Here is a 21,335-nt window from a genome sequence, read left to right as displayed (position 1 = left end):
TATATAATGCTTGAATTGAAAACATATCAATAATATAACTACAATTTGTTCCATCGGGTGTTTGTAAGAATTCGCAATTATTATCTTTTTCACTATCACTAACTGGTGTTTGTGCATCAATTGCTTTGGTTTGTTCATTAATTAAATAAACTCGGTTAGTTTTAGGATTTAATTGTTTTAAATTATAAGTTGAATAAACTAATTCTTCGGTTGGTTTACCATCATTAGTTAAAACAGTCCCTTTAAATTTATCAGTTAATAAAGTAGTAAAACTAAAACTAGTAGCATTAGCACCAATCATAGCACCAATTTTATCATTTCCTTGTTCTCTAAATATTTCAAATGGTAAATAACCTTTACCAGCAGACTTATCACCTCAAAAGGCATCGTTATAAAAACTATAAACATTAGCACTCATAAAACCATTAAGTCATGGAAAATTAGGTCATTTATCATCTTGGGTAATTGTTAAATTTCCAATTCAGTCCCAAGGAATACCAAAAGAAACAAAGTTTAAAAACTTTCCAATAGCAGGTATAGTAAAAGGATTAAAGACTAATTTTTGCGTATAGTTTAAAGGTAATACGGTAATTTGGCGATTAATAAAATTATTCATATTTAAAATGTCTCAAACATTACACGAACCCATTTTATTATATTCAATTTGAACACTTCCAATAGTATTACCAAATTCATCTTTTCTTCTAAAATATGATGACGCTTGGGTACTAATAATATTATTAACAGTTCCACTATTTACTTTTACTTGATTTGGTGGAGTAATCATTCAACTTTTAGACCAATAAGGTTTAGAATTTGAATTTTCTTCCTTAATAGTTGTTCCAACAGTCGGATTGGTTGCTGTTGAACTTGCTTTATCTGTTATTACCATACCCTCATTATTTTTTTCAATTCAAAAATCAGACATTGATTGAATATGTTCTTTTCAATCTTTATATCCAGTAATAATAGTTGGTTGAATCCCTTGAATGTTATATCAACTTACTTCGGGTGATGCATAAGTATTTATTTTATCAGGTGGGGCAGGATACATGTTATACATTAATAAATCTCTTGAATTCATAACTTTTTTATTAAATTCACCTTTAATAATTGGTCGACCAATAACAGGCATATCAAAAAAGATAGGATTACCATAAAATTTAACTGCCATTGCTCTAACACCTGGGTCTTTTAATAAAACTTCATCTAATTCAACAATACCTTTATTTAGTTTTTCATCATAAGTTATTTTAGGAAAACAATAACCTTCACCTGGTGCTGATGTTTGAATAAATTGTCGTACTGCCAAACCACTATTACTAATTTTGTCATTAATACTTGAAAAGGTAATTTCTTGTCATAAAAAACTACCATCATAAGGTGAATAATAATTAATAACATTTGATGGATATAATCATTGTCTATCTTGGGGTGCAGAATTAATATCACCACCACCAATATTTAAACCACGGTCATTAAATACAGTATAAAAATTATAATAATCATTAATATTTAATTTATCTGCATCTTCATCTAAAATTAATAAAGTATATTTTCTTTCAGTTGATTGTTGTGTAAATACTTGTTCAAATTTGGCTTCACCAAATTGAATTGAACTTCTATCATCAATCATATAAGCATCTCAATATTTACCAACTTTAACTTCTTTTGTATAAAAGTTATCTGCTTTATTATCATTATTCATAAAATAACTTAATTTATATTGCTTTAAGTATTCTAGCATTCTATTAATATCATAAATGTTTTCACCATCAATTAATTTTCAATAAACATTATTATTTTCATCTTTTAATTTTATCGCAAAAGGTGTTTCATTATTTGCTCATATAGTTGAATTAATTGGTTGTTTATTAAAATCATCAATCGTTAATATATTAATTTCTTCACCTTTATATTTTTGCACTATTTTTAAACTATCTTGTCATTGTGCAATAGTACTTTCCATATTATCAAATATGCGTGAATAACTACCATAATCACTTGGTTTAGCATTATTAGGTTTTCAACCTGTTTCAGTATCAGGAATATATGAACTATAAACATTAAAAGGAAATACCATTCAATGGCGATTGTCTTTTATGTTTTCTCTAATATCTATTAAAGTATCATGGGCTTGTCTTCGTAATTCTTCGATAACCCCTGGGTTAATTCTACTCATTTTTTAATTCTCCTTAATTTCTGTTCTACCTTGTAAGGCATTTTGATTATTACCAGTTTCATCATATTCCATTAATTTATTATTATGTTCTATTTCTTTGGCTTGCATTTTATCTTGTCATGCTTCTATTTTTTCTAAATATTTTGCTGCTTCTAATTCATCAATATTTTCATATTCAGTAATTGCTCTTATTGGTTCCATTGTGCCATTATCTAATCTAGCAGTAATTAATTCATTTTGTCGCATTTGATCTACTAAACTAGCACTAACAAAATCAAAACCATAAGGTCTTTCACCAGTACCATCTCATAAACCGTAATATTTTAAAACGGTATCAAACACTTTTGTATAATATTGCTTACGATATGCTTGTAAATATGCTTGTTTTTCTAAATCTTTGGTTTTAGTTAATAAAGATTGTGTTTTATTTTGGTCATTATCTGATTTATCACCAAAAGGACTAGAAAAATGACATGCTAAATATACTTGTTCAATAATTGCTTTTTGGTCTTCCGTATATGTTTCTAAGGTTGGTGTTCCTTGTACTACTTGTAAAGATTGAGATAATTGACCATCTACGGCTGATTGACCTGATTGAATAAAAATATCATCAAAAGCATCTTGTAATACTTTTTTATTACCTTTGTTATAAGCAGTCATTAAATCATCATCTAATATTCCATATCAATGAGTACGATTTGCTCATCTTTCTTTTGATTTAATATTAAAACTATCTTCTAAATCAAATTGTAATTTATAACAATTTGCCATTGTAGGTAATGGGTTTAATGTAGTTGATGTTGATAAAAATAACGGATTAGGTTCATTAATCATTTCTCAAAAAGGAACTACGCCTAATTTATTTTTAAATTCTTGTACTAAAACAGGTTTAACATCATCTTTAATTTGTGTTTTACTTTGTCCAACAACTACTTCATTATTTTTAGGTCAACCTTTAATAACTATTTTATCTTTGGTACAAATTAAATTTAAAATAAAACCACTATCTGATTGATGATAATTTAATCAAATATCAGCACCTTGTTCAATTTCGTTTATTTTACTTACACGAGATGTAAAGTTAAAAGGATTAATTCATAAATCAATATTGCCATCTGATGTTTCTAATAAACCAAAAATAGTTTTGCCCATTAAACTTGCTGTTAATTCATTTTTATCTAATTTTTCTTTTATTTTATAAGTTTCATATCATCAATTTAATTTTTCTAAAATGTCTTTACGATGAGACTTAAATAAAATATCTTTACCATTAACTAATCGCATTTGATGACGAGCAATAATATTGGCTAAATTAATAGTTCAATCATAATTATAAAATTTTAAAACACTATTAATATCATTTAAGTTTGTTAAACTATGGAAAGTATTATTCATTGTTATTTTGCTCCTTTAATTTTAAAATAAGTGCATAATTAATAATATTTACTGTTAATAAACTAGGTTCATTTGCTAAAACTTGTACACATACTTTAACTTTTTGATATTTCTTAATATATTCGTTATATAAATTTAATTTACATATTGCGATATTATCTTTTTTTAATTCTTGACAAAGTCTTTTTTTAACTTGTCCACAAACAGACATATATGGTCTTTTTGCATTAATTACCCTTTCATCGTGTATTACATAAATATCTTTTTTCATTAAGTTATTCACTCCCTTTGTTGTCATAATTTATAATCTGCTGAACTATTATGTTTAACCATTGGTATTAATTCAAAGTGTAAAGCATAAAAATCACTATCAAATGTGTCATCATATAAATCTAACATTCGTTCTTCTCTTGCATCGGGCTTATCTTCTCATTGAATTAATTCATATTGGGTTTTACTTACAGGACATTTTTCTCATAATCATTTTAATTGATTAGTATTTATTAACATGGTAAATGCTTCAATACGATGTTTTATTTTAAACTTCTGCTTTTGTGCTGGTTTAAAATGCATATATTGACCAAAAGAATAATTATATTTTTCTCTATTTAAACTTTCTAATGTTGCATAAGCACTATCATCAACATTAATTGATATACCTTGCTGGATTAAATTAAAATATTGATTTAATTGATTGTTGTAAAAATCTAATATATCTTTTACTTGTTCTAATGGTCCCTTAAATTGTTGAGTAGCATTTGAGTGTGTATATTCAGCAACTTTATAGGCTTTTTTATCAAATGAATTATATATTCAAAAACTCGCTGCTGTTGTATGTCCTTTTGGACTAGTAGAGTTTGCTAAGTCAACACCACATAATAACTTAGTTGGTTGAATAATATCTGTTGCTTGCATAATATCAAGATATCTTGCAAAGATTGACCCACTAGTATTACCAGGCAATCCTCAACTTCATACTCTTGCTCTTTCAATATCTAATTGTTCTAATCTTAATTGTTCATTAACCTTATCTTGTGGTAATTCATAATTAAGTCTTCAACTAGAATAATGAATAATAATCTTCATATTTCATTTTTCAATATAGTTAATTTGTTCATATTTACTACGCATTATTTCTTCATTAAAAGGCATTAATTCATTACAATAACCAACAATATATCTTTTTAAACTTTCAGGGTTACATGTATTAATTGTTATTTTATTTTGATACCCACGAATAGCAAATTCTAAATCACTTAAATCTTTTTGTTGAAATTGGTCACATTCTTCTCTTCAATCAATTACTAATTTATATTTATTCAAATCAGCAAAAGCTTTTAATTTTTCTTTCCGGCTTGGTGAATGTAAACCTTTACAATATATTTTGCTACCATTTGATAAAGTAAAAGTAAAATTTGATAAGTTAATAGTATAAGGAATATGATTTTCATCTAACATATTTCAGATATTTTGAAATACACTATCTTTTAAATCCTTACTTCAATACATACTAGCAATGATACAAATTGGTTCTTTAATTAATAAACTAATTTTTAATAATTCACCAAACATTTTAATATTTGAAATAGTCTTACCACTATATCGTGTTCCAATTTGATTAATTTCATTAACTAATTCATATTTTTTAGCAAAGGGATATTTATTACCAATACTACTATTTTGTAATAATCAATAAGGAGTTTCTAACAAATAAGTAAAATGATTAAGCATTATTATCACTTTCTTTTTTAATATCTCTAATATCCGTTTGTAAATTAACAATTATTGGTTGTTGATTATTTAAGTTTAATTCTTGTTCTAACTGTTTTTCTTGCAGTGAATATTTATAATTAAATGCTCGTTGTCAATATAATTTAGCACCATCAGGTGATTTCATCATAAAGTTAATTATTTCACTTTCAATTCTATCAACTTGTTTTTCAAGTAAAGGAACTATCTTTTCGCTCTTGTAAGTTTCGTGCTTTCATCTGTTAGAAAGATTGAATTCATTGGTTAAATCATTCAAAGTATATGGTTTATTGGGTGATTTATTTTCTCAAAATTGCTCTATTTTACGATAAAAAGTTGCCAAACTTGCTTTATTTGGATTAAATTCTTTCATTTTTTACTCCTTTTTGCATATTAAAATTGCTATTATTTAATGAATATGATTAAATAAAAGAGTAAATAAAAACTATGAAAGAACCATCGCGGTTCTTTTTATTATTTATATTTTACATCAAAATAAAAAAAAGTAAATTACTTTACTTTTTATTTTAGTATACAAGCATATAGAGATAAATTGGAGCTTGTTACAATATAATTATATAATTAATAATATATTTGTCAATAATTTTAATTTAAAAAAATGTGAAAATTTATCTTTTTTATAAATTTAATGTATAACTATTTTTATAAAAGAATTGGAGGAAATATAGAGTAATGAAAGATTATACACATGTAAAATATGATGAACGAAGATTTTTTAAGGATTTATTTTTATCTGATAGTTGCAAAAAGAAAAATGGCACACTTAATTTATCTGAAATATCAAGACAAACAGGAAGAGATATTAATACTGTTAAAAGAGAAATTAATAGATTTACAAATATAGAAGATTATAATGCCCGTGAGGCACATGATGATTATTATAAAAAACGACAAAAGTGTATTAAAAAAATACCTACATTTACAGAAGAACAACAAGAATTTTTAAATTTACGATTTAATATTTTGGGTGATTCACCAGCAGAAATTATTCAGCGATTTTTAATAAAATTTGGTATCAAATTTCCTGCCTGTCTTAAAACATTTTATAAATGAATTTTTTTAGGTCTTTTGGGTTTGTTAAAGAAAAATTTATTAAATGGTGGTAGAAGAAATAGAACAAAGAAAAGACCTGATAATCGTGGGAAATTAGATGAAAGATTTAAATCAATATGAGATATTGAAAATAAAGAAAAAGATGTTGGTTGATTTGAAATGGATACCGTAGTTGGAAAAGAACATCAATCTAGTTGTTTAGTTTTGACAGAGAAATCAAGTAAAAAATACTTTGCTATGAAATTAGAAGAACATACTGCTAATGAAGTTTTAGAAAAACTTAAACATATAGTTAGAATTAATGGTTTAGTTGGAAAAATTAAAGGAATAATAACCGATAGAGGAAAAGAATTTAGTAAGTTTGAAGAAATGGAAAAGATTACTGGTTCTAATGTTTATTTTTGTGACCCTGCTTCGCCTAATCAAAAACCATTAATTGAAAGACTAAACCGTGAATTTAGAAAACGATATGGTAGGGGGACAGATTTTAATCTTGTTACGCAACAAGAAATAGATTTAGTAGTCGATATTATAAATGAAAAATTAAGGCCCGTTCTTAATTGAAGAACTTCAAAAGAAGTATTTTTAGAGAATTTTAGATAAGTTTATTTGAAGTAATTTAATAAATTATTTTTCAGTGTGTTTAAATATGCCAAAAATAGGGTAAATTTAAAAATAATTTATTTTTTTAAAAAAATAGTTGCACTTCTTTTAAAAAGTGTTATTATTAAAATAACAAGAGATAAATTTGGAGCTTAGATTTACATAATACGTCTCGTATAATGTACGATGAAGCTCCAAAAAACAACTCTTGTTAGGGTTGTTTTTTTATTTGAAATAAAAAATCCCTAAAAGGAGGTAATGATAATTAAACAACAAAAAATATGTGATGTTAATGATTGCTATAAAGCAGTATCATTCATTACCGAAGAATTTTTATCAAATAAAGTTTTATGAACTTGTGAAAAACATAAATATTTATTAAATAAAATAAAAGATAAAACACAAAAACAGTTTTATCAAAAACTAGAAAATTCAAAAATTATCTTTGATGATAAAACTGGTTCTTTTAAACTTTGATTTTATAAAACAACTTAATGCAGGGTGGAACAGTTATTTTAAATAACTAAGTGTTTTTTTCCACATAGGCGGTCTAGCCCAGCGGTAATCAGTCCGTAAATAATAGACGCTTTAACAAGCGATAGTCGTGATAAGTGCGGGGTCAACATCAAACGACAATAAATATTGAGATGGCCACTTTATAAATAAATTTGCGATAGATATTATCCCATTAGAGGATGACAGAGGTTTTAAAAACCACAAAGTCAGCATTAGGCTCTTCAAGGTGCAAGTGAATTTATTTTAAAAACTGAACGCTTTGACCTGAAATGGTGCGGATGAAGAGAGAGAATTCTCTGGCATTATCTTATAAAAACAACTGTCGATTATTAAACATTAAACAATAAAACATACCGCCACCGCTCACCCGCAGTGAAGCGGATGGCGTAGTAAATAAATAGATAAATACTTAATTATATAACTAACTCTCGCTTTGGCACTTTCACTTGGGAGTGAGTGCCAGCGAGTTAAAAATAGGAGGTAAATATGACAATCAAAAATCTAATATCAATATATATGTACAATGATTTTTGTATTAATATATTTGATAATAAAACAGGGCAAAAAGAAAATATTAATGATGATATTAATTTAATTAAAAATGAAGAAGCACATTTATTAAATCAAGAAATAACTTATTTTGATATTAAAGAACAAAAAGGAAGAAAATTAATAGAAATATTAATAGCAAAGAACGAGGTAAATTAGTATGTGAAAAGATGAAAATGGTTATGTTTATACTGAAGAAGATTTATTTAATATGGCATTAGAAGAATGTCATTCAGAAGAAAGTGCTTATGAATATATTGATAATTTAATTAATGAAATGGAATTAGAGGAAATTTAATTATGGCAGATTTAAAATTAAATAATGAAGTTAAAAATATTACGTATCCATTTTATTTAAAAGGAAATAATTTTAAAGAATTAAGTTTAAAAGCATTAACAATTAAAAAATGAATTGATGAAAATGGACAAGAATTAGCAGAATTTATATATCGACAACAAGCTTGATTAATAAATGGAGAATATAAATCACAATCACTAAAAGATTTAAAATTAGTAGTTTCAAAAATTGATTATATTTTTAGAGAACCATTAGAATTAATAAAATCTTTTAAAGATGAATTAAATTTTATTAGAAAAGATATTTTGAATTTAGAAAATAATATTAAGAATAATCATGATTCTTTAAAAAATAATGTTATTAATATTCAATTTCAAAAACAAAATGAAATTATTGAAACTCATAAAAAAGAACAATTTTTAGAAATTAAAAGTGTAGCAAAACAAGAGCAAGAATTAAAAATTATTACTAGTAATTTTCGGAAAGAAAAATTATTAATTAAAGATATTGAGGTTATTGGTATTAATGATGATTTTTTACAAAATGCTGATAAATTAGAACTTATTAATCTTATTAAAAATTATTTAGTTGTTGATGAACAAATTGTTAAAAATGAAATTAAAGATCAGTGAGATAGTAATAAAGATATTAATTTAATTGGGGTTAAAGGTATTAATTTTAAAATAAATAAAGGAGAAAAATAATATGGCAAATATTGTTGAATTTTTAAGAACAGATAAAGCAACAGAATGAATAAAAAGTAAATTTTCTAATGAAAATGAAATTGCAAGATTTAAAAGTAATATAGTTGCAATATCAAATAGTAATGAATTATTACAAAAAGCAGATCCAAAAACAATTATGACTGCTTGTTATCAAGGAGTTTTATTAAATTTACCAATGGAAAAACAATTTGGTTATGCTTATGTAGTTCCATATAATACTAAAATAACAAGAATTATTAACGGTCGCGAAATCCAAGAATGAATTAATCAAGCTCAATTTCAAATGGGTTATAAAGGTTATATTCAATTAGCACAAAGAAGTGGTCAATATTTAGATATGTCAGTATCAGATGTTAGAGAAAATGAATTAGTAAATTATGATCGTTTAAAAGGAACTAGTTTTAATTGAATTCAAAATGAAGATGAAAGAGAAAAATTACCAATTATTGGTTATGTAGCATATTTTAAAATGGTTAATGGTTTTGAAAAAACTTTATATATGACAAAAGAACAAATGGAAAATCATTTTATGAAATATTCTAAAACTTATGCTAAAAATAAATCATTTTATATTGCTAGTTTTGATGAAATGGCCCTTAAAACCGTATTAACATCATTATTAAGAAAATGAGGTATTATGTCAGTTGAATTACAACAAGCATATAAATCAGATCAAGCAGTTATTACAACTAATGATGAAAAGATTTATATTGATAATGATGCTACTTTCACCCAAAATAAGAGGCATATTAACGATGAAACTTTATCAAATAATATAAATTATAATACCCCACCTAATGATGAAATAGTGGAAATAAACGATAATGTAGTTAAAGAAGAAGATATTTCAAATTTAGTAAAAGCAGTTAATAATAATAACGATGAGGAATGAGCCACTTGATAAAAATAGGTATTGACCCATCAGGAACTGGTACTACTGCTATTGTTATATATGAAAATAATAAATTAATTAAACAAAATGAATTTACTAGTAAATATTGAAAAGAACATTATAAATTTATTGATGAATTTATAGATGAATATTTATATTCAGATTATTATGTAAAAAATAAAGGTGAACTTTTTCCAAAAGGATTAAATATTGAAGATTGTTTATATACATCTGCTAATGCTAGTAAAGATAGAGATGATTTATTAAGATTACTGGGTGCGATTGAAAATACTTGAGTTAGTTATAATTGGGTATCACCTAAACATACTAAATCAGTTGTTAAAAATATGGAAAATTTAAGTAAATATAATGATAGTTGTATATGAAAATTTGATAAAGATACTAATTTAACTTATCAATATGGTAAAGGTTGAAAATATAATAATGAAAAAATAAGTAATCATTTACGAGATGCCATTATTATTGCTAATTATGAAAGTTAATATTATGAAACATTCATATAATCAAAAAACTGGAAAATATTATTCTTGCAAAATTAGGAATGTTAATATTTACTTAAATAAAAACGAAGAAAAAGTTTGAAATGAATTAAATTTTAGTACTTATTCTCAAAAAATAGAATATCTTATTAACTTTTATATAACAAATGATAAAGGAAATAAAGAACATGAATAATTATATTTTATGTTATCGCTCTGAACAAGGTAATCGCCCTTGTAAAAACCCTCGTGGTGAATATATAATTGGGATTGATAAACAAGATGTAGATATTAATTCAACTGAATACTGAGAATATTATAAAAATAATTATGGAAAAAATAATTTAGTTATTTGTAAAGTTAAAAATTTAGACTTAATATTAGAAAATAAAAAATAACCAATTAAGGTTATTTTTTTAAATACTATTTGTTAGTTTTTTAATAGCATCTTTTTGTGCTTGTTTTTTGTCATTTACTTTAACTTGTTTTTTAACATTTTTAATTTGACCTGTTTTTAATGCTAATTCTGTTGCATAATCAGGTCCTCGTAAATGTTTTTCGTGAGCAATAACAGCAGTTCTTAATTCTCTAATTTCTGCTTTATATTTTTTAATTTTTTTAGCAGATAACCCTAGAATACCAAGACTACCCATTCCTCCTGCGCCAGCTAACACAAGTAAAGCAATTACTATTTCATTACTAATTTCCATTTTTATATTTCCTTTCTTATTCTTACTAAAACAGTGGCCATCCATTCTTTCAGAACAAAATAATTTATAAATTAAACTATATAACCACCCAAAAATATCAACCGCCCCTATATATAGTTTATTTTAAATTTAATTCTTTGTTATTTTCTTCTTGTTTTTTAGTATATTCATCTTGCATATTTTTAAATATTTCTTCTGTTATACCATCCAAATTATTTCATTGTTTTGCTATTCTTGGTTGAATAACACGCGGATTAATACGGCAGTTCAAACAATGTCTTAAATGGTCTTTTTTTCATTTTGATTTATCAATTCAAATAATAATTAAAGAAATTATTAAAGTAATTAAAGGTAAAATTGTAAATACTAATCCCATTTTAGATATTTTTAATCGTGGAATATCAATTTTCATATCTACTTTTGGTTTACTACTAGCAACAAATATACCTTGAATTCCATATGTAAATAAAGGTGTTAGTAAAATAGCAATTCCATTACCTCAATATTGTCCATAATTATATCAATTAATATTATCTTTTATTGCATTAATCATGCCATATTCTAATCAACAATTTAATGCTAAAAATATCAATGTATAAAAACTAACTACTCAACTACGAATTTTATATTTTCTTTCTCATTCTCTAATATCTTTATGATTTCAATTATAAGTTGGAATAGGGTCTTTTTTAAATCAATTTCAAGGTAAGGCACCCTTTAATCAAGTTGTTTTATCTTGTTTCATTAATTAAAAATCCTTTCTAAATTAATTTTCTTTTAATTGTTAAATCTTTAATAACAATATTATTTGTATCATTTGAAATTGAGCCATCTTGCTTAATTGTTATTCTTTTATAAGAATTATCTGCTAAAAATGAAAATATTGATTTTTGTGATATTGTTTCAAAATAATATGTTATAAATTTATTAGCAGATGCATAATCTGTTATTGAAATTGATATTTTATAAAAATATTTTGTTAAATCATAATCTGGAATTTTAAATGTTAATTTTTCGTTTGCTTCTGGATAATTAATTAATTCTCAATCATTACCAGTATTAATAGATATATCACCATTCCCCAATAATGAATTACCATTAATAGTTTTAATATTTGTACCACTTATTAATTTATCTTGTTTTAAATCTGAAACTTCAATCTCATCATTATCATTTTTAATGATAGTTTTATTATCAATTTTTATATCAGTACCACTACTTTGTTTTGCTTTTCAGACATTATTTTCATAATAAATCGTATTATTATCAAAGGGAACTATTAATTTAATATACTCATTATAATCAATTTTAGAAAAATCATTAATAGTAGGATAAGTAATATTTATTGAATTATCAGTTTGTAATCGTTCTTTTAATCAAAATAATAATGTTGGATAAAAAGTTTTTTTACTAATATGCTTATATTCTTCTTCTCATGGATGAGCATAATTATCTAAACTATAATTATAAGGTCTAGATACTGTTTTACTAGATATAATATCAATAATTTCACCTGCTAATTTTAAAGCATTTTTAACATCACGAGTAATATTTTCATTTGCTTCTGGGTCATTAGTTTGTGAATAAGCAACTCCACCTTGTGAAAATGAAGCACTACCAGTTAAATCATTAACTCCTTTTGGTAAATATCAATTTATAACTGCTAATAAACAAGCAGATTGAATATAACTTAATCATTTATCATATTCAATTAAACCAGTATTATCTTTTTTTACTCAAGGAAACAAATCTTTTTTATTAATTTTATCTGAAATTGTTCCACCTGATAATCTATCCATTCATAAACTAGTTTTTAAAATAGCATTATAAATTAAATTATCATTATAAGCAGATTGTTTACGATCATTAATAGGTTGTCAAAGTTTACTTGCTTTAACATCTTCAACTGTTATAAATAACAAATTACTTAAATTATTTTCCATATAAAACACCCCTTAATTGATTACGATATTTATTTTTTAAATTATTTGGTTTATAACTATTAACCTTTCTTTTGGTTTTATTAATTGCTTTAATAGATTTATTAACCTGATAAAATTTATTTTTAACTGGTGTTTTATATAAATTCTTAATATTTTTAACATCACTTCGGCGTTCTCGATATCATTTTTTATTATTAATTTCACCAGCAAAATTAAAATTAAAATGTCCAATCTTTAAATTATTAATAAACTTTTTAATTTGTTGTAATTTTTGAACTGTTGGTAATGTTAATTTAGTAGTTCCTTTGGGATATTTTTCTTTTAATGCTTGTGGTAATCGTTTTTTAATATAATTTCTTAAATGACTAGGTAATCATTTTCTTAATCAATAACGCCAAAATAAAGTCCCTGCATTAGAAACAGCATTACTTAATAATTTTCATATTTCAACTGGAACACTAGGATAAACATATGGACCATAAAATTTTGGATGTTTTGCTGTTTTTGTATATATTAAAATAGTTAAATTACCTGTTAAAGTTAACTTATTTGTAATATTAAACATACCACTATCAAGTCAACTACTATTTAAAGGCTGTCAATTAGTATTTAGATAATTTTCATTTTTAAATTGTTCTCTATTTTGAATATTATTATCTTTTTCTAATTGACTTAATATTTGTTGTATTTCTTTTTTATGACCTTTTTTAATTAAATCTAAATAAGTAAAAGGATTTAATCATTGATAAATATCTTCAACTTTACTTGTAATTTTATTATATTTATCAGTAATATAATTAATTGGTTTTAATATTTTATTTTGAACTTGATTAACTCTATTAATTAAATTTACAAATTTACTTATTAAAGGTTTATTTTCTAAATTAGATACTAATAAAGTTAAAACGCGTAATATTAGTAAATTCATTGTTTATTAAGAATTTTTAATTACAACATCAATGGGGTTTGTTTGACCAGTAGCATTGTTTTTACCTTCAATTTGAACTTCAACAGTTTTGTCATTTTTAATATTAATTGGTCAATCTTCACCCTTAGCTTCAATAAAGTAATCATAATCATTTTCTGTTAAAAAATTATTTACCGCTTTTACTGATTTTAAAACAACATCTTTAAATTGTGGTTTTAATTGTTCTGCTGTTGTTTGAGTTGGATCGTCAACATGAATAGTTGGTTTATCTAATTTATTAATCCCACTAATATCAATTTTATTTGATGATGGAATTACATAATCAACAGGAACTCTAAATGTTTTATTAAGATTACTTTTAGCAGTATTAATTTCATCTTGGGTTGGCGCTTTTTCTAAAATAATTTTACATGTTTTTGGATATAAAATTGTTGGTGTTGCATATTGTACTTTACCAATTCATTTAGGGTTAGCAGTATCATTATCTAAAACTTGTTGAATAGTATCCATATTAATTGGATAAGCTCATACTTGTTTATTAATAATTAAACCATTTACATTAGTAAAATTATAACCTTTATCACGGTTAACTTGTCCTTTTGTATATGTTTTTTCTAAATGAAAACTTTTAGATACAGGAATACCCATTGCGGTATTTTCATATAATTCACCATTAACCATTGCTTTTAATTGGGCTTGTGAACCAATCACTTTTAAATACGCAGGTGTTAATCCTAAATAGGCTCTACGACCTAAAACCATAAACATTTTATCAGTTGGCAATCCAAAATATAAATTACTAATTTGATTTGTTAATTCAATCAAAGTTTCATTTAATGTAAAGAATGCCTTATTTGCATCATCAGCATTTTCTGCTGTATAACTACGAAATGGAATTACTTCATATTGACCATCTGCTAAACAATAATCATAAATAGCCTGAATTAATTCACATTCTAAATTAACAAATTTATTTTGTACAACACTAGAAATAGCATCAGCAATAACACCATTTTTAATATTTTGTTCTATTAATGCTAAGTCAAAAGCCTCATTCATTAATTTTAAATTAAATCTCTTATCAATCGGAACTGGAATTCTTGTTAATCCCATTGTTTGAGTTGCCCCACCATTTGGTAATGAATAATCATCTTGTCATACCACACGATGAGTTAAATTATATAGTGCTTGTCCTGCATTAGGTAATCAAGCAACTTGTTCTGCGGTTGCAGTAGCATACTGCATAATACTTGCATATTCATTATATAAAGGTCCACGCAATAAAGCATTAACCATATCAACATAGGCTTTTTGACCTGTTGTGTTACCTTGTAATGTAAAAGGTACTTGTGGCAAATTAATTGTTGCCATAATTTCACTCCCTTATTATCTAAGGTTTTTAAGTGTATAATCAGTTAATTTTTTAATTTCTTCTGGAGTATATGCTCCTTTTTCTTTAATAGTTTCAATTTCATCATTTTTATTTTCAACCGATTTTTCAATCATATCTTTAATAAAATTAGTTGGTGAAACTGATGGTTGTTCTTCAACAAACAAATCAGGTTTTAATTCTTTTAAAGTTTGCATTTTTTCAGATAAAGAACTACCACTAACTTTTTCTAAATTAATTTTAATATCTTCAATTTTAGTCGATGGAACATCTTTAAAAGCTTTTAATTCATCTAATTCATTAGATAATTTAATAAAGTCTTCTTTGGATATAACATCTTCGCGTTTTTGCACACTTTCTCTAATTTGCTTTGCTTCATTATTAAACTGATTTAAGATATTTTCTGCAATCTCTTCACTTAAACCTTGTTCTATTAATTGTTCTTTTGTAAGTGCCATTTTATAAACTCCTCTTTTTTTATTCTTGTTCGATTAACAAGTCAGCATAAACTCTTTTTTATGGAAAAAGATTAAAACGTAATTTAATTATATACCAATAGTTTATAAATACAATATATTTTGTATATATAAATCTAAACTTAATATCTTTGTTTGCTAATTTAGACCTTAAAACGCGTAATAAGAGGTATTTAACAAGATAAAATTTTAAATAATTAGTTAATTTTGATTGCATATATATATATATATATATATACTGAAAGTAGATCTTGATAAAAAGTTTCAAGATTAAGAAAAGGAGAAATACAAGTAATGAAAAAATTACTAAGTTTATTAAGTGTATTAACAATTAGTGGAACTGCTGTACCAACAACAATTGCCGCTAGTCCTTATCAAAATCATGAACAAAAAAGTAATGACGTATTTGAAAAATGATATAAATTTTTAGAGCATGATGAATTAAAATTAAAATTATCATCAGATACTGCTTTTAAAATTATTTATCAATTTGAACCAGATAGCAAAGCAGATTTTTTAAGTCAAACTATGGTATTAATATCTAATTTACCAAAATCAGATCATAGCGGAGCTGGCGGTTCTATAAATAAAGAAGATATAAAAATAATGGCAAATTTCATTTGAGAACATTTTTCTCAATTTCATGAAATTTGAAAAAATTTAAAACAAGAACAATCAATTATTATTAAAACAAATACTATTGTATATTGAGATAGTGAAAGTCCAAATAATAGTATTTATCTTAATTAAAGAAAGAAGGTTATAAATATGAAAAAATTAATAAGTATTTTAGGAGCAGTTACAATCACAAGTAGTGCTATACCAACTGTAATTGCTGCTGCACCATATCAATCAGAAGAAAAAGTATTAAAACGTAATAAAAGATGAGGCGAAGTTCAATGAATTCAAATTGCACAACAATGACGTAATGCTGAACTAGCATATCAAAGAGCGGGTGAAGATTTTCAAAGAAATCAAAATCATACAGCCTTTAGTCAAGCTCAACAACGTTTCTTACAAGCTCAACAATCATTTAATAATTCAAAAAATGAATGACAACAGGGTTTAACACAATGAGTAAATCAACTGGCACAAGAACGTAATCAACAATGATGAAATAATATTAAATCAGAACAAGCAACTCAATCTGAAATACAGTGAGTTACTAATAAAACAATGGCCTTAGCATTAAAATTAGGTACAAGTAATGTAAATAAAAATAAAATAGGTGAAATTATTCGAAAAAAAAATAATTGTAATTCTGAAGTATCAAAAGCAGCTATAAATGGTGCTGTTGGTGGAGCAGTTGGAGGTGCGATTACATCATCTCCTTCAGCCGTAACTGTTGGAGCTTCTTCAGCAGTTGCAGGGGCTCTTGCAGGAAGTGTTATTCCAGGTATTGGTACTATAGCTGGTGCTATTTTTGGAGGTATAGTTGGATTTTTTGGAACTATTTTTGGTGGAGCTGCTTCTGGAGCAGCAGTAGGTGCAATTAGTGGAGCTGCCGGCGCTGCAGCTGCTGAATGTTCATAAAAATAAAAAATTAGATTTATAAAAATAAATAGAAATAAATTATTTATTTCTATTTTTAATTAAATTAACAAATTTTTCAAAAAATAGGAGAAATAAATATGAAAAAAATATTAAGTATAATAGGTACAATATCATTAATTGGAACAAGTACAACAAGTTTAGTTGCTTGTAATAAACCACAAGAATATACAAAAGAGCAATTAGAACAATTAAAAAAAGAAAACCAAATAAATACAACAAATGAAACTATTAAAAACAATTTAGAATGAATAGCACCACAAGAAAAACCATTTAATGAGGTTGATAATAAATGATATTATGTAGTATGGCGTGTTGATAAAAATGAAAAATGATATGTAAGTAAATTTAATAATAATACAAAATTAGAGGGTGGAAAAGAAAAAAATATTGATAAATTAAATAATTTTTTCTTATCTTTATATTTTTATATTGGTGCTAGTTTTCCAGTTTTAACAACATGTATTTCTTCAAAAGATATAAAAATTCCCTGAGGTAGTAAAAATAATTATATTAAATCAGTTTATCGTTGAAATGGTGAAGAACAAAATTTACCCAACTTAATTGCCGGTAATAACGGTAATGTAAAAATTAATGGAGAATAAAAAAACAAAGTGCATTGAGCACTTTTTCTATTTATCTTGGATTTATTGTAATTTTAACAGGACTATTACTATCATTTCTAATATCTAAAACATTTTGATTATTAATATTTATTGTAATATTTTTATTATTACCTGCATAACTTAAATTAATTTGAGCCAACAATCATAACTGAGCAAATAATACTTTTGAAAATCTAATTTTTAATTTAACATCATTAGTATAATATGCTTGTAAATATGTTTCTTTAATTTTATCATTATCATTATTAGATAATTTTGTTGTTTGAAGTAAAAAATTAATTGCTCCACTTTTTTCTGTATAATAAATGCTTTTATAATTTCCACTAGATAAACCATTAGTATAGGCAGTAGCGAATTTTTGAATAACATTTGCTTTTATATTATCAGTATATAAAGTTATTGTATTATCAAAATTAATATTATCAGTTTGTGATAATCCTTCTCTTTTTAAAGTTATATTAGACAATAAACCACTATTAAAATCGCAACCATAACGACCACCCAATAGATTAATATCTCTATTAGGAATAAAATTTTCTATATTTGGTGGAGAACATTCAACTTGTAAATTACTTAGATTACTTATTTCAATAGTTTTATAAACACTAATAAATTTATCTATACTTTGAATTGTTGGGTCAATTTGTTTTAAATCAATTTCAGTTTCATAATAACCCTCATTAAATTCATCAGAAAATAAATTAACAGGAATTCCATAATTTTGTGCTTTCTTACATTGTACTGGTGCTGTAATTTTGGTTTTTAATGGTAGTACTGCATCAGAAGGCATAATATCTTTTGTATAAGGTTTATAGTTATATGGTACTGGTGGAAGAACATATTCTGGATAATTAAATGTTGGTATTTCATAATCGTGTGGGAGTAAGAAGCTAGTTTTATAATTAGTTGTCATATCGCGTAAATAATTATTTAATGTACTTTTTGTTTTACCTCTAAAACTTCATACTGATAAGCGTAAATAATCTTCTTCATTATTTGTATATGGGTTGTCAGCATAAAAGATAATTTCAAAATTACCTTTATATAATGCTTGAATTGAAAACATATCAATAATATAACTACAATTTGTTCCATCGGGTGTTTGTAAGAATTCGCAATTATTATCTTTTTCACTATCACTAACTGGTGTTTGTGCATCAATTGCTTTGGTTTGTTCATTAATTAAATAAACTCGGTTAGTTTTAGGATTTAATTGTTTTAAATTATAAGTTGAATAAACTAATTCTTCGGTTGGTTTACCATCATTAGTTAAAACAGTCCCTTTAAATTTATCAGTTAATAAAGTAGTAAAACTAAAACTAGTAGCATTAGCACCAATCATAGCACCAATTTTATCATTTCCTTGTTCTCTAAATATTTCAAATGGTAAATAACCTTTACCAGCAGACTTATCACCTCAAAAGGCATCGTTATAAAAACTATAAACATTAGCACTCATAAAACCATTAAGTCATGGAAAATTAGGTCATTTATCATCTTGGGTAATTGTTAAATTTCCAATTCAGTCCCAAGGAATACCAAAAGAAACAAAGTTTAAAAACTTTCCAATAGCAGGTATAGTAAAAGGATTAAAGACTAATTTTTGCGTATAGTTTAAAGGTAATACGGTAATTTGGCGATTAATAAAATTATTCATATTTAAAATGTCTCAAACATTACACGAACCCATTTTATTATATTCAATTTGAACACTTCCAATAGTATTACCAAATTCATCTTTTCTTCTAAAATATGATGACGCTTGGGTACTAATAATATTATTAACAGTTCCACTATTTACTTTTACTTGATTTGGTGGAGTAATCATTCAACTTTTAGACCAATAAGGTTTAGAATTTGAATTTTCTTCCTTAATAGTTGTTCCAACAGTCGGATTGGTTGCTGTTGAACTTGCTTTATCTGTTATTACCATACCCTCATTATTTTTTTCAATTCAAAAATCAGACATTGATTGAATATGTTCTTTTCAATCTTTATATCCAGTAATAATAGTTGGTTGAATCCCTTGAATGTTATATCAACTTACTTCGGGTGATGCATAAGTATTTATTTTATCAGGTGGGGCAGGATACATGTTATACATTAATAAATCTCTTGAATTCATAACTTTTTTATTAAATTCACCTTTAATAATTGGTCGACCAATAACAGGCATATCAAAAAAGATAGGATTACCATAAAATTTAACTGCCATTGCTCTAACACCTGGGTCTTTTAATAAAACTTCATCTAATTCAACAATACCTTTATTTAGTTTTTCATCATAAGTTATTTTAGGAAAACAATAACCTTCACCTGGTGCTGATGTTTGAATAAATTGTCGTACTGCCAAACCACTATTACTAATTTTGTCATTAATACTTGAAAAGGTAATTTCTTGTCATAAAAAACTACCATCATAAGGTGAATAATAATTAATAACATTTGATGGATATAATCATTGTCTATCTTGGGGTGCAGAATTAATATCACCACCACCAATATTTAAACCACGGTCATTAAATACAGTATAAAAATTATAATAATCATTAATATTTAATTTATCTGCATCTTCATCTAAAATTAATAAAGTATATTTTCTTTCAGTTGATTGTTGTGTAAATACTTGTTCAAATTTGGCTTCACCAAATTGAATTGAACTTCTATCATCAATCATATAAGCATCTCAATATTTACCAACTTTAACTTCTTTTGTATAAAAGTTATCTGCTTTATTATCATTATTCATAAAATAACTTAATTTATATTGCTTTAAGTATTCTAGCATTCTATTAATATCATAAATGTTTTCACCATCAATTAATTTTCAATAAACATTATTATTTTCATCTTTTAATTTTATCGCAAAAGGTGTTTCATTATTTGCTCATATAGTTGAATTAATTGGTTGTTTATTAAAATCATCAATCGTTAATATATTAATTTCTTCACCTTTATATTTTTGCACTATTTTTAAACTATCTTGTCATTGTGCAATAGTACTTTCCATATTATCAAATATGCGTGAATAACTACCATAATCACTTGGTTTAGCATTATTAGGTTTTCAACAACCTGTTTTCAGTATCAGGAATATATGAACTATAAACATTAAAAGGAAATACCATTCAATGGCGATTGTCTTTTATGTTTTCTCTAATATCTATTAAAGTATCATGGGCTTGTCTTCGTAATTCTTCGATAACCCCTGGGTTAATTCTACTCATT

Annotated in this window: 24 protein-coding genes; 11 read left to right on the top strand and 13 right to left on the bottom strand. The window is 25.1% G+C overall.

Features of this window, described 5'->3' with window-relative positions:
• The 5 genes from AACK91_RS11525 to AACK91_RS11505 all read right to left on the bottom strand — a co-directional run.
• Nucleotides 1-2,182, bottom strand: a 2,182-nt coding sequence (locus AACK91_RS11525; RefSeq protein WP_338966551.1) for a hypothetical protein, incomplete at its 3' end; no start/stop codon positions are given.
• A 3-nt stretch (nt 2,183-2,185) separates the two neighbouring features.
• Nucleotides 2,186-3,577 carry a hypothetical protein gene (locus AACK91_RS11520; protein ID WP_338963376.1) on the bottom strand — a complete coding sequence of 464 codons (1,392 nt, stop codon included), beginning with the start codon at nt 3,575-3,577 and terminating at the stop codon, nt 2,186-2,188.
• Nucleotides 3,570-3,848, bottom strand: coding sequence for a hypothetical protein (locus AACK91_RS11515; protein WP_338963373.1), 279 nt, complete (start codon nt 3,846-3,848; stop codon nt 3,570-3,572). The genes AACK91_RS11520 and AACK91_RS11515 overlap by 8 nt, the downstream gene beginning before the upstream one ends.
• A complete protein-coding gene (locus AACK91_RS11510; RefSeq protein WP_338966549.1) occupies nt 3,848-5,308 on the bottom strand; it encodes a PBSX family phage terminase large subunit in 1,461 nt (486 codons plus the stop codon). The genes AACK91_RS11515 and AACK91_RS11510 overlap by 1 nt, the downstream gene beginning before the upstream one ends.
• Nucleotides 5,301-5,699: a hypothetical protein gene (locus AACK91_RS11505; protein WP_338963249.1), complete on the bottom strand. Its 399-nt coding sequence runs from the start codon at nt 5,697-5,699 to the stop codon at nt 5,301-5,303. Before AACK91_RS11505 ends, AACK91_RS11510 begins: the two co-directional genes overlap by 8 nt.
• Nucleotides 5,700-6,019: 320 nt before the next feature.
• Here AACK91_RS11505 and AACK91_RS11500 point away from each other — a divergent pair, with 320 nt between their 5' ends.
• The 8 genes from AACK91_RS11500 to AACK91_RS11465 all read left to right on the top strand — a co-directional run bounded on the left by AACK91_RS11500 (nt 6,020) and on the right by AACK91_RS11465 (nt 10,881).
• A complete protein-coding gene (locus tag AACK91_RS11500; RefSeq protein WP_338963366.1) occupies nt 6,020-7,003 on the top strand; it encodes an IS30 family transposase in 984 nt (327 codons plus the stop codon).
• 258 nt (nt 7,004-7,261) lie between these two features.
• A complete protein-coding gene (locus tag AACK91_RS11495; RefSeq protein ID WP_338963243.1) occupies nt 7,262-7,498 on the top strand; it encodes a hypothetical protein in 237 nt (78 codons plus the stop codon).
• Between the two features lie 507 nt (nt 7,499-8,005).
• The gene (locus AACK91_RS11490) at nt 8,006-8,227 is read left to right on the top strand and encodes a hypothetical protein (protein ID WP_338963241.1); all 222 of its coding nucleotides are present in this window, start codon (nt 8,006-8,008) and stop codon (nt 8,225-8,227) included.
• A gap of 1 nt (nt 8,228) precedes the next feature.
• A complete protein-coding gene (locus tag AACK91_RS11485) occupies nt 8,229-8,366 on the top strand; it encodes a hypothetical protein (RefSeq protein ID WP_338963239.1) in 138 nt (45 codons plus the stop codon).
• 2 nt (nt 8,367-8,368) lie between these two features.
• Nucleotides 8,369-9,070 (top strand): hypothetical protein, encoded by a 702-nt coding sequence (locus AACK91_RS11480; protein WP_338963237.1) that lies wholly within the window; start codon nt 8,369-8,371, stop codon nt 9,068-9,070.
• A 1-nt stretch (nt 9,071) separates the two neighbouring features.
• Nucleotides 9,072-9,995: a recombinase RecT gene (locus AACK91_RS11475; protein WP_338963235.1), complete on the top strand. Its 924-nt coding sequence runs from the start codon at nt 9,072-9,074 to the stop codon at nt 9,993-9,995.
• Nucleotides 9,980-10,486 carry a hypothetical protein gene (locus AACK91_RS11470; protein WP_338963233.1) on the top strand — a complete coding sequence of 169 codons (507 nt, stop codon included), beginning with the start codon at nt 9,980-9,982 and terminating at the stop codon, nt 10,484-10,486. The genes AACK91_RS11475 and AACK91_RS11470 overlap by 16 nt, the downstream gene beginning before the upstream one ends.
• A 185-nt stretch (nt 10,487-10,671) precedes the next feature.
• The gene (locus AACK91_RS11465; protein ID WP_338963231.1) at nt 10,672-10,881 is read left to right on the top strand and encodes a hypothetical protein; all 210 of its coding nucleotides are present in this window, start codon (nt 10,672-10,674) and stop codon (nt 10,879-10,881) included.
• A gap of 18 nt (nt 10,882-10,899) precedes the next feature.
• Here the strand turns inward: AACK91_RS11465 and AACK91_RS11460 are convergent, their stop codons facing one another.
• The 6 genes from AACK91_RS11460 to AACK91_RS11435 form a co-directional block, all read right to left on the bottom strand.
• Nucleotides 10,900-11,238, bottom strand: coding sequence for a hypothetical protein (locus AACK91_RS11460; protein WP_338963229.1), 339 nt, complete (start codon nt 11,236-11,238; stop codon nt 10,900-10,902).
• Between the two features lie 73 nt (nt 11,239-11,311).
• Nucleotides 11,312-11,938, bottom strand: coding sequence for a hypothetical protein (locus AACK91_RS11455; protein WP_338963227.1), 627 nt, complete (start codon nt 11,936-11,938; stop codon nt 11,312-11,314).
• Between the two features lie 16 nt (nt 11,939-11,954).
• Nucleotides 11,955-13,136 carry a hypothetical protein gene (locus AACK91_RS11450; RefSeq protein WP_338963225.1) on the bottom strand — a complete coding sequence of 394 codons (1,182 nt, stop codon included), beginning with the start codon at nt 13,134-13,136 and terminating at the stop codon, nt 11,955-11,957.
• On the bottom strand, nt 13,126-14,064 hold the full coding sequence (locus tag AACK91_RS11445; protein WP_338963223.1) for a hypothetical protein: 939 nt from the start codon (nt 14,062-14,064) through the stop codon (nt 13,126-13,128). The genes AACK91_RS11450 and AACK91_RS11445 overlap by 11 nt, the downstream gene beginning before the upstream one ends.
• A 6-nt stretch (nt 14,065-14,070) precedes the next feature.
• Entirely contained in the window at nt 14,071-15,435 is a 1,365-nt protein-coding gene (locus tag AACK91_RS11440) for a hypothetical protein (RefSeq protein ID WP_338963221.1), read from the bottom strand.
• Nucleotides 15,436-15,450: 15 nt separating this feature from the next.
• On the bottom strand, nt 15,451-15,912 hold the full coding sequence (locus AACK91_RS11435; protein WP_338963219.1) for a hypothetical protein: 462 nt from the start codon (nt 15,910-15,912) through the stop codon (nt 15,451-15,453).
• Between the two features lie 312 nt (nt 15,913-16,224).
• Here AACK91_RS11435 and AACK91_RS11430 point away from each other — a divergent pair, with 312 nt between their 5' ends.
• The 3 genes from AACK91_RS11430 (at nt 16,225) to AACK91_RS11420 (ending at nt 18,086) form a co-directional block, all read left to right on the top strand.
• Nucleotides 16,225-16,680 (top strand): hypothetical protein, encoded by a 456-nt coding sequence (locus tag AACK91_RS11430; protein ID WP_338963217.1) that lies wholly within the window; start codon nt 16,225-16,227, stop codon nt 16,678-16,680.
• An 18-nt stretch (nt 16,681-16,698) separates the two neighbouring features.
• A complete protein-coding gene (locus AACK91_RS11425; RefSeq protein ID WP_338963215.1) occupies nt 16,699-17,463 on the top strand; it encodes a lipoprotein in 765 nt (254 codons plus the stop codon).
• Between the two features lie 98 nt (nt 17,464-17,561).
• Entirely contained in the window at nt 17,562-18,086 is a 525-nt protein-coding gene (locus tag AACK91_RS11420; protein ID WP_338966547.1) for a lipoprotein, read from the top strand.
• A gap of 31 nt (nt 18,087-18,117) precedes the next feature.
• Here the strand turns inward: AACK91_RS11420 and AACK91_RS11415 are convergent, their stop codons facing one another.
• Both AACK91_RS11415 and AACK91_RS11410 read right to left on the bottom strand, forming a co-directional pair.
• Nucleotides 18,118-21,117 (bottom strand): hypothetical protein, encoded by a 3,000-nt coding sequence (locus AACK91_RS11415; protein ID WP_338966545.1) that lies wholly within the window; start codon nt 21,115-21,117, stop codon nt 18,118-18,120.
• A 49-nt stretch (nt 21,118-21,166) separates the two neighbouring features.
• Nucleotides 21,167-21,334 (bottom strand): hypothetical protein, encoded by a 168-nt coding sequence (locus tag AACK91_RS11410; protein WP_338966543.1) that lies wholly within the window; start codon nt 21,332-21,334, stop codon nt 21,167-21,169.
• Nucleotide 21,335 lies beyond the last annotated feature (1 nt).

The organism is Spiroplasma endosymbiont of Sarcophaga carnaria (genome assembly GCF_964019595.1).
GTDB classification, from domain to species: Bacteria; Bacillota_I; Bacilli_A; order Mycoplasmatales; family Mycoplasmataceae; genus Spiroplasma; species Spiroplasma poulsonii.
Note: the sequence above shows the minus strand (reverse complement) of the source record. Positions and strands in the feature narration are given on the sequence as shown.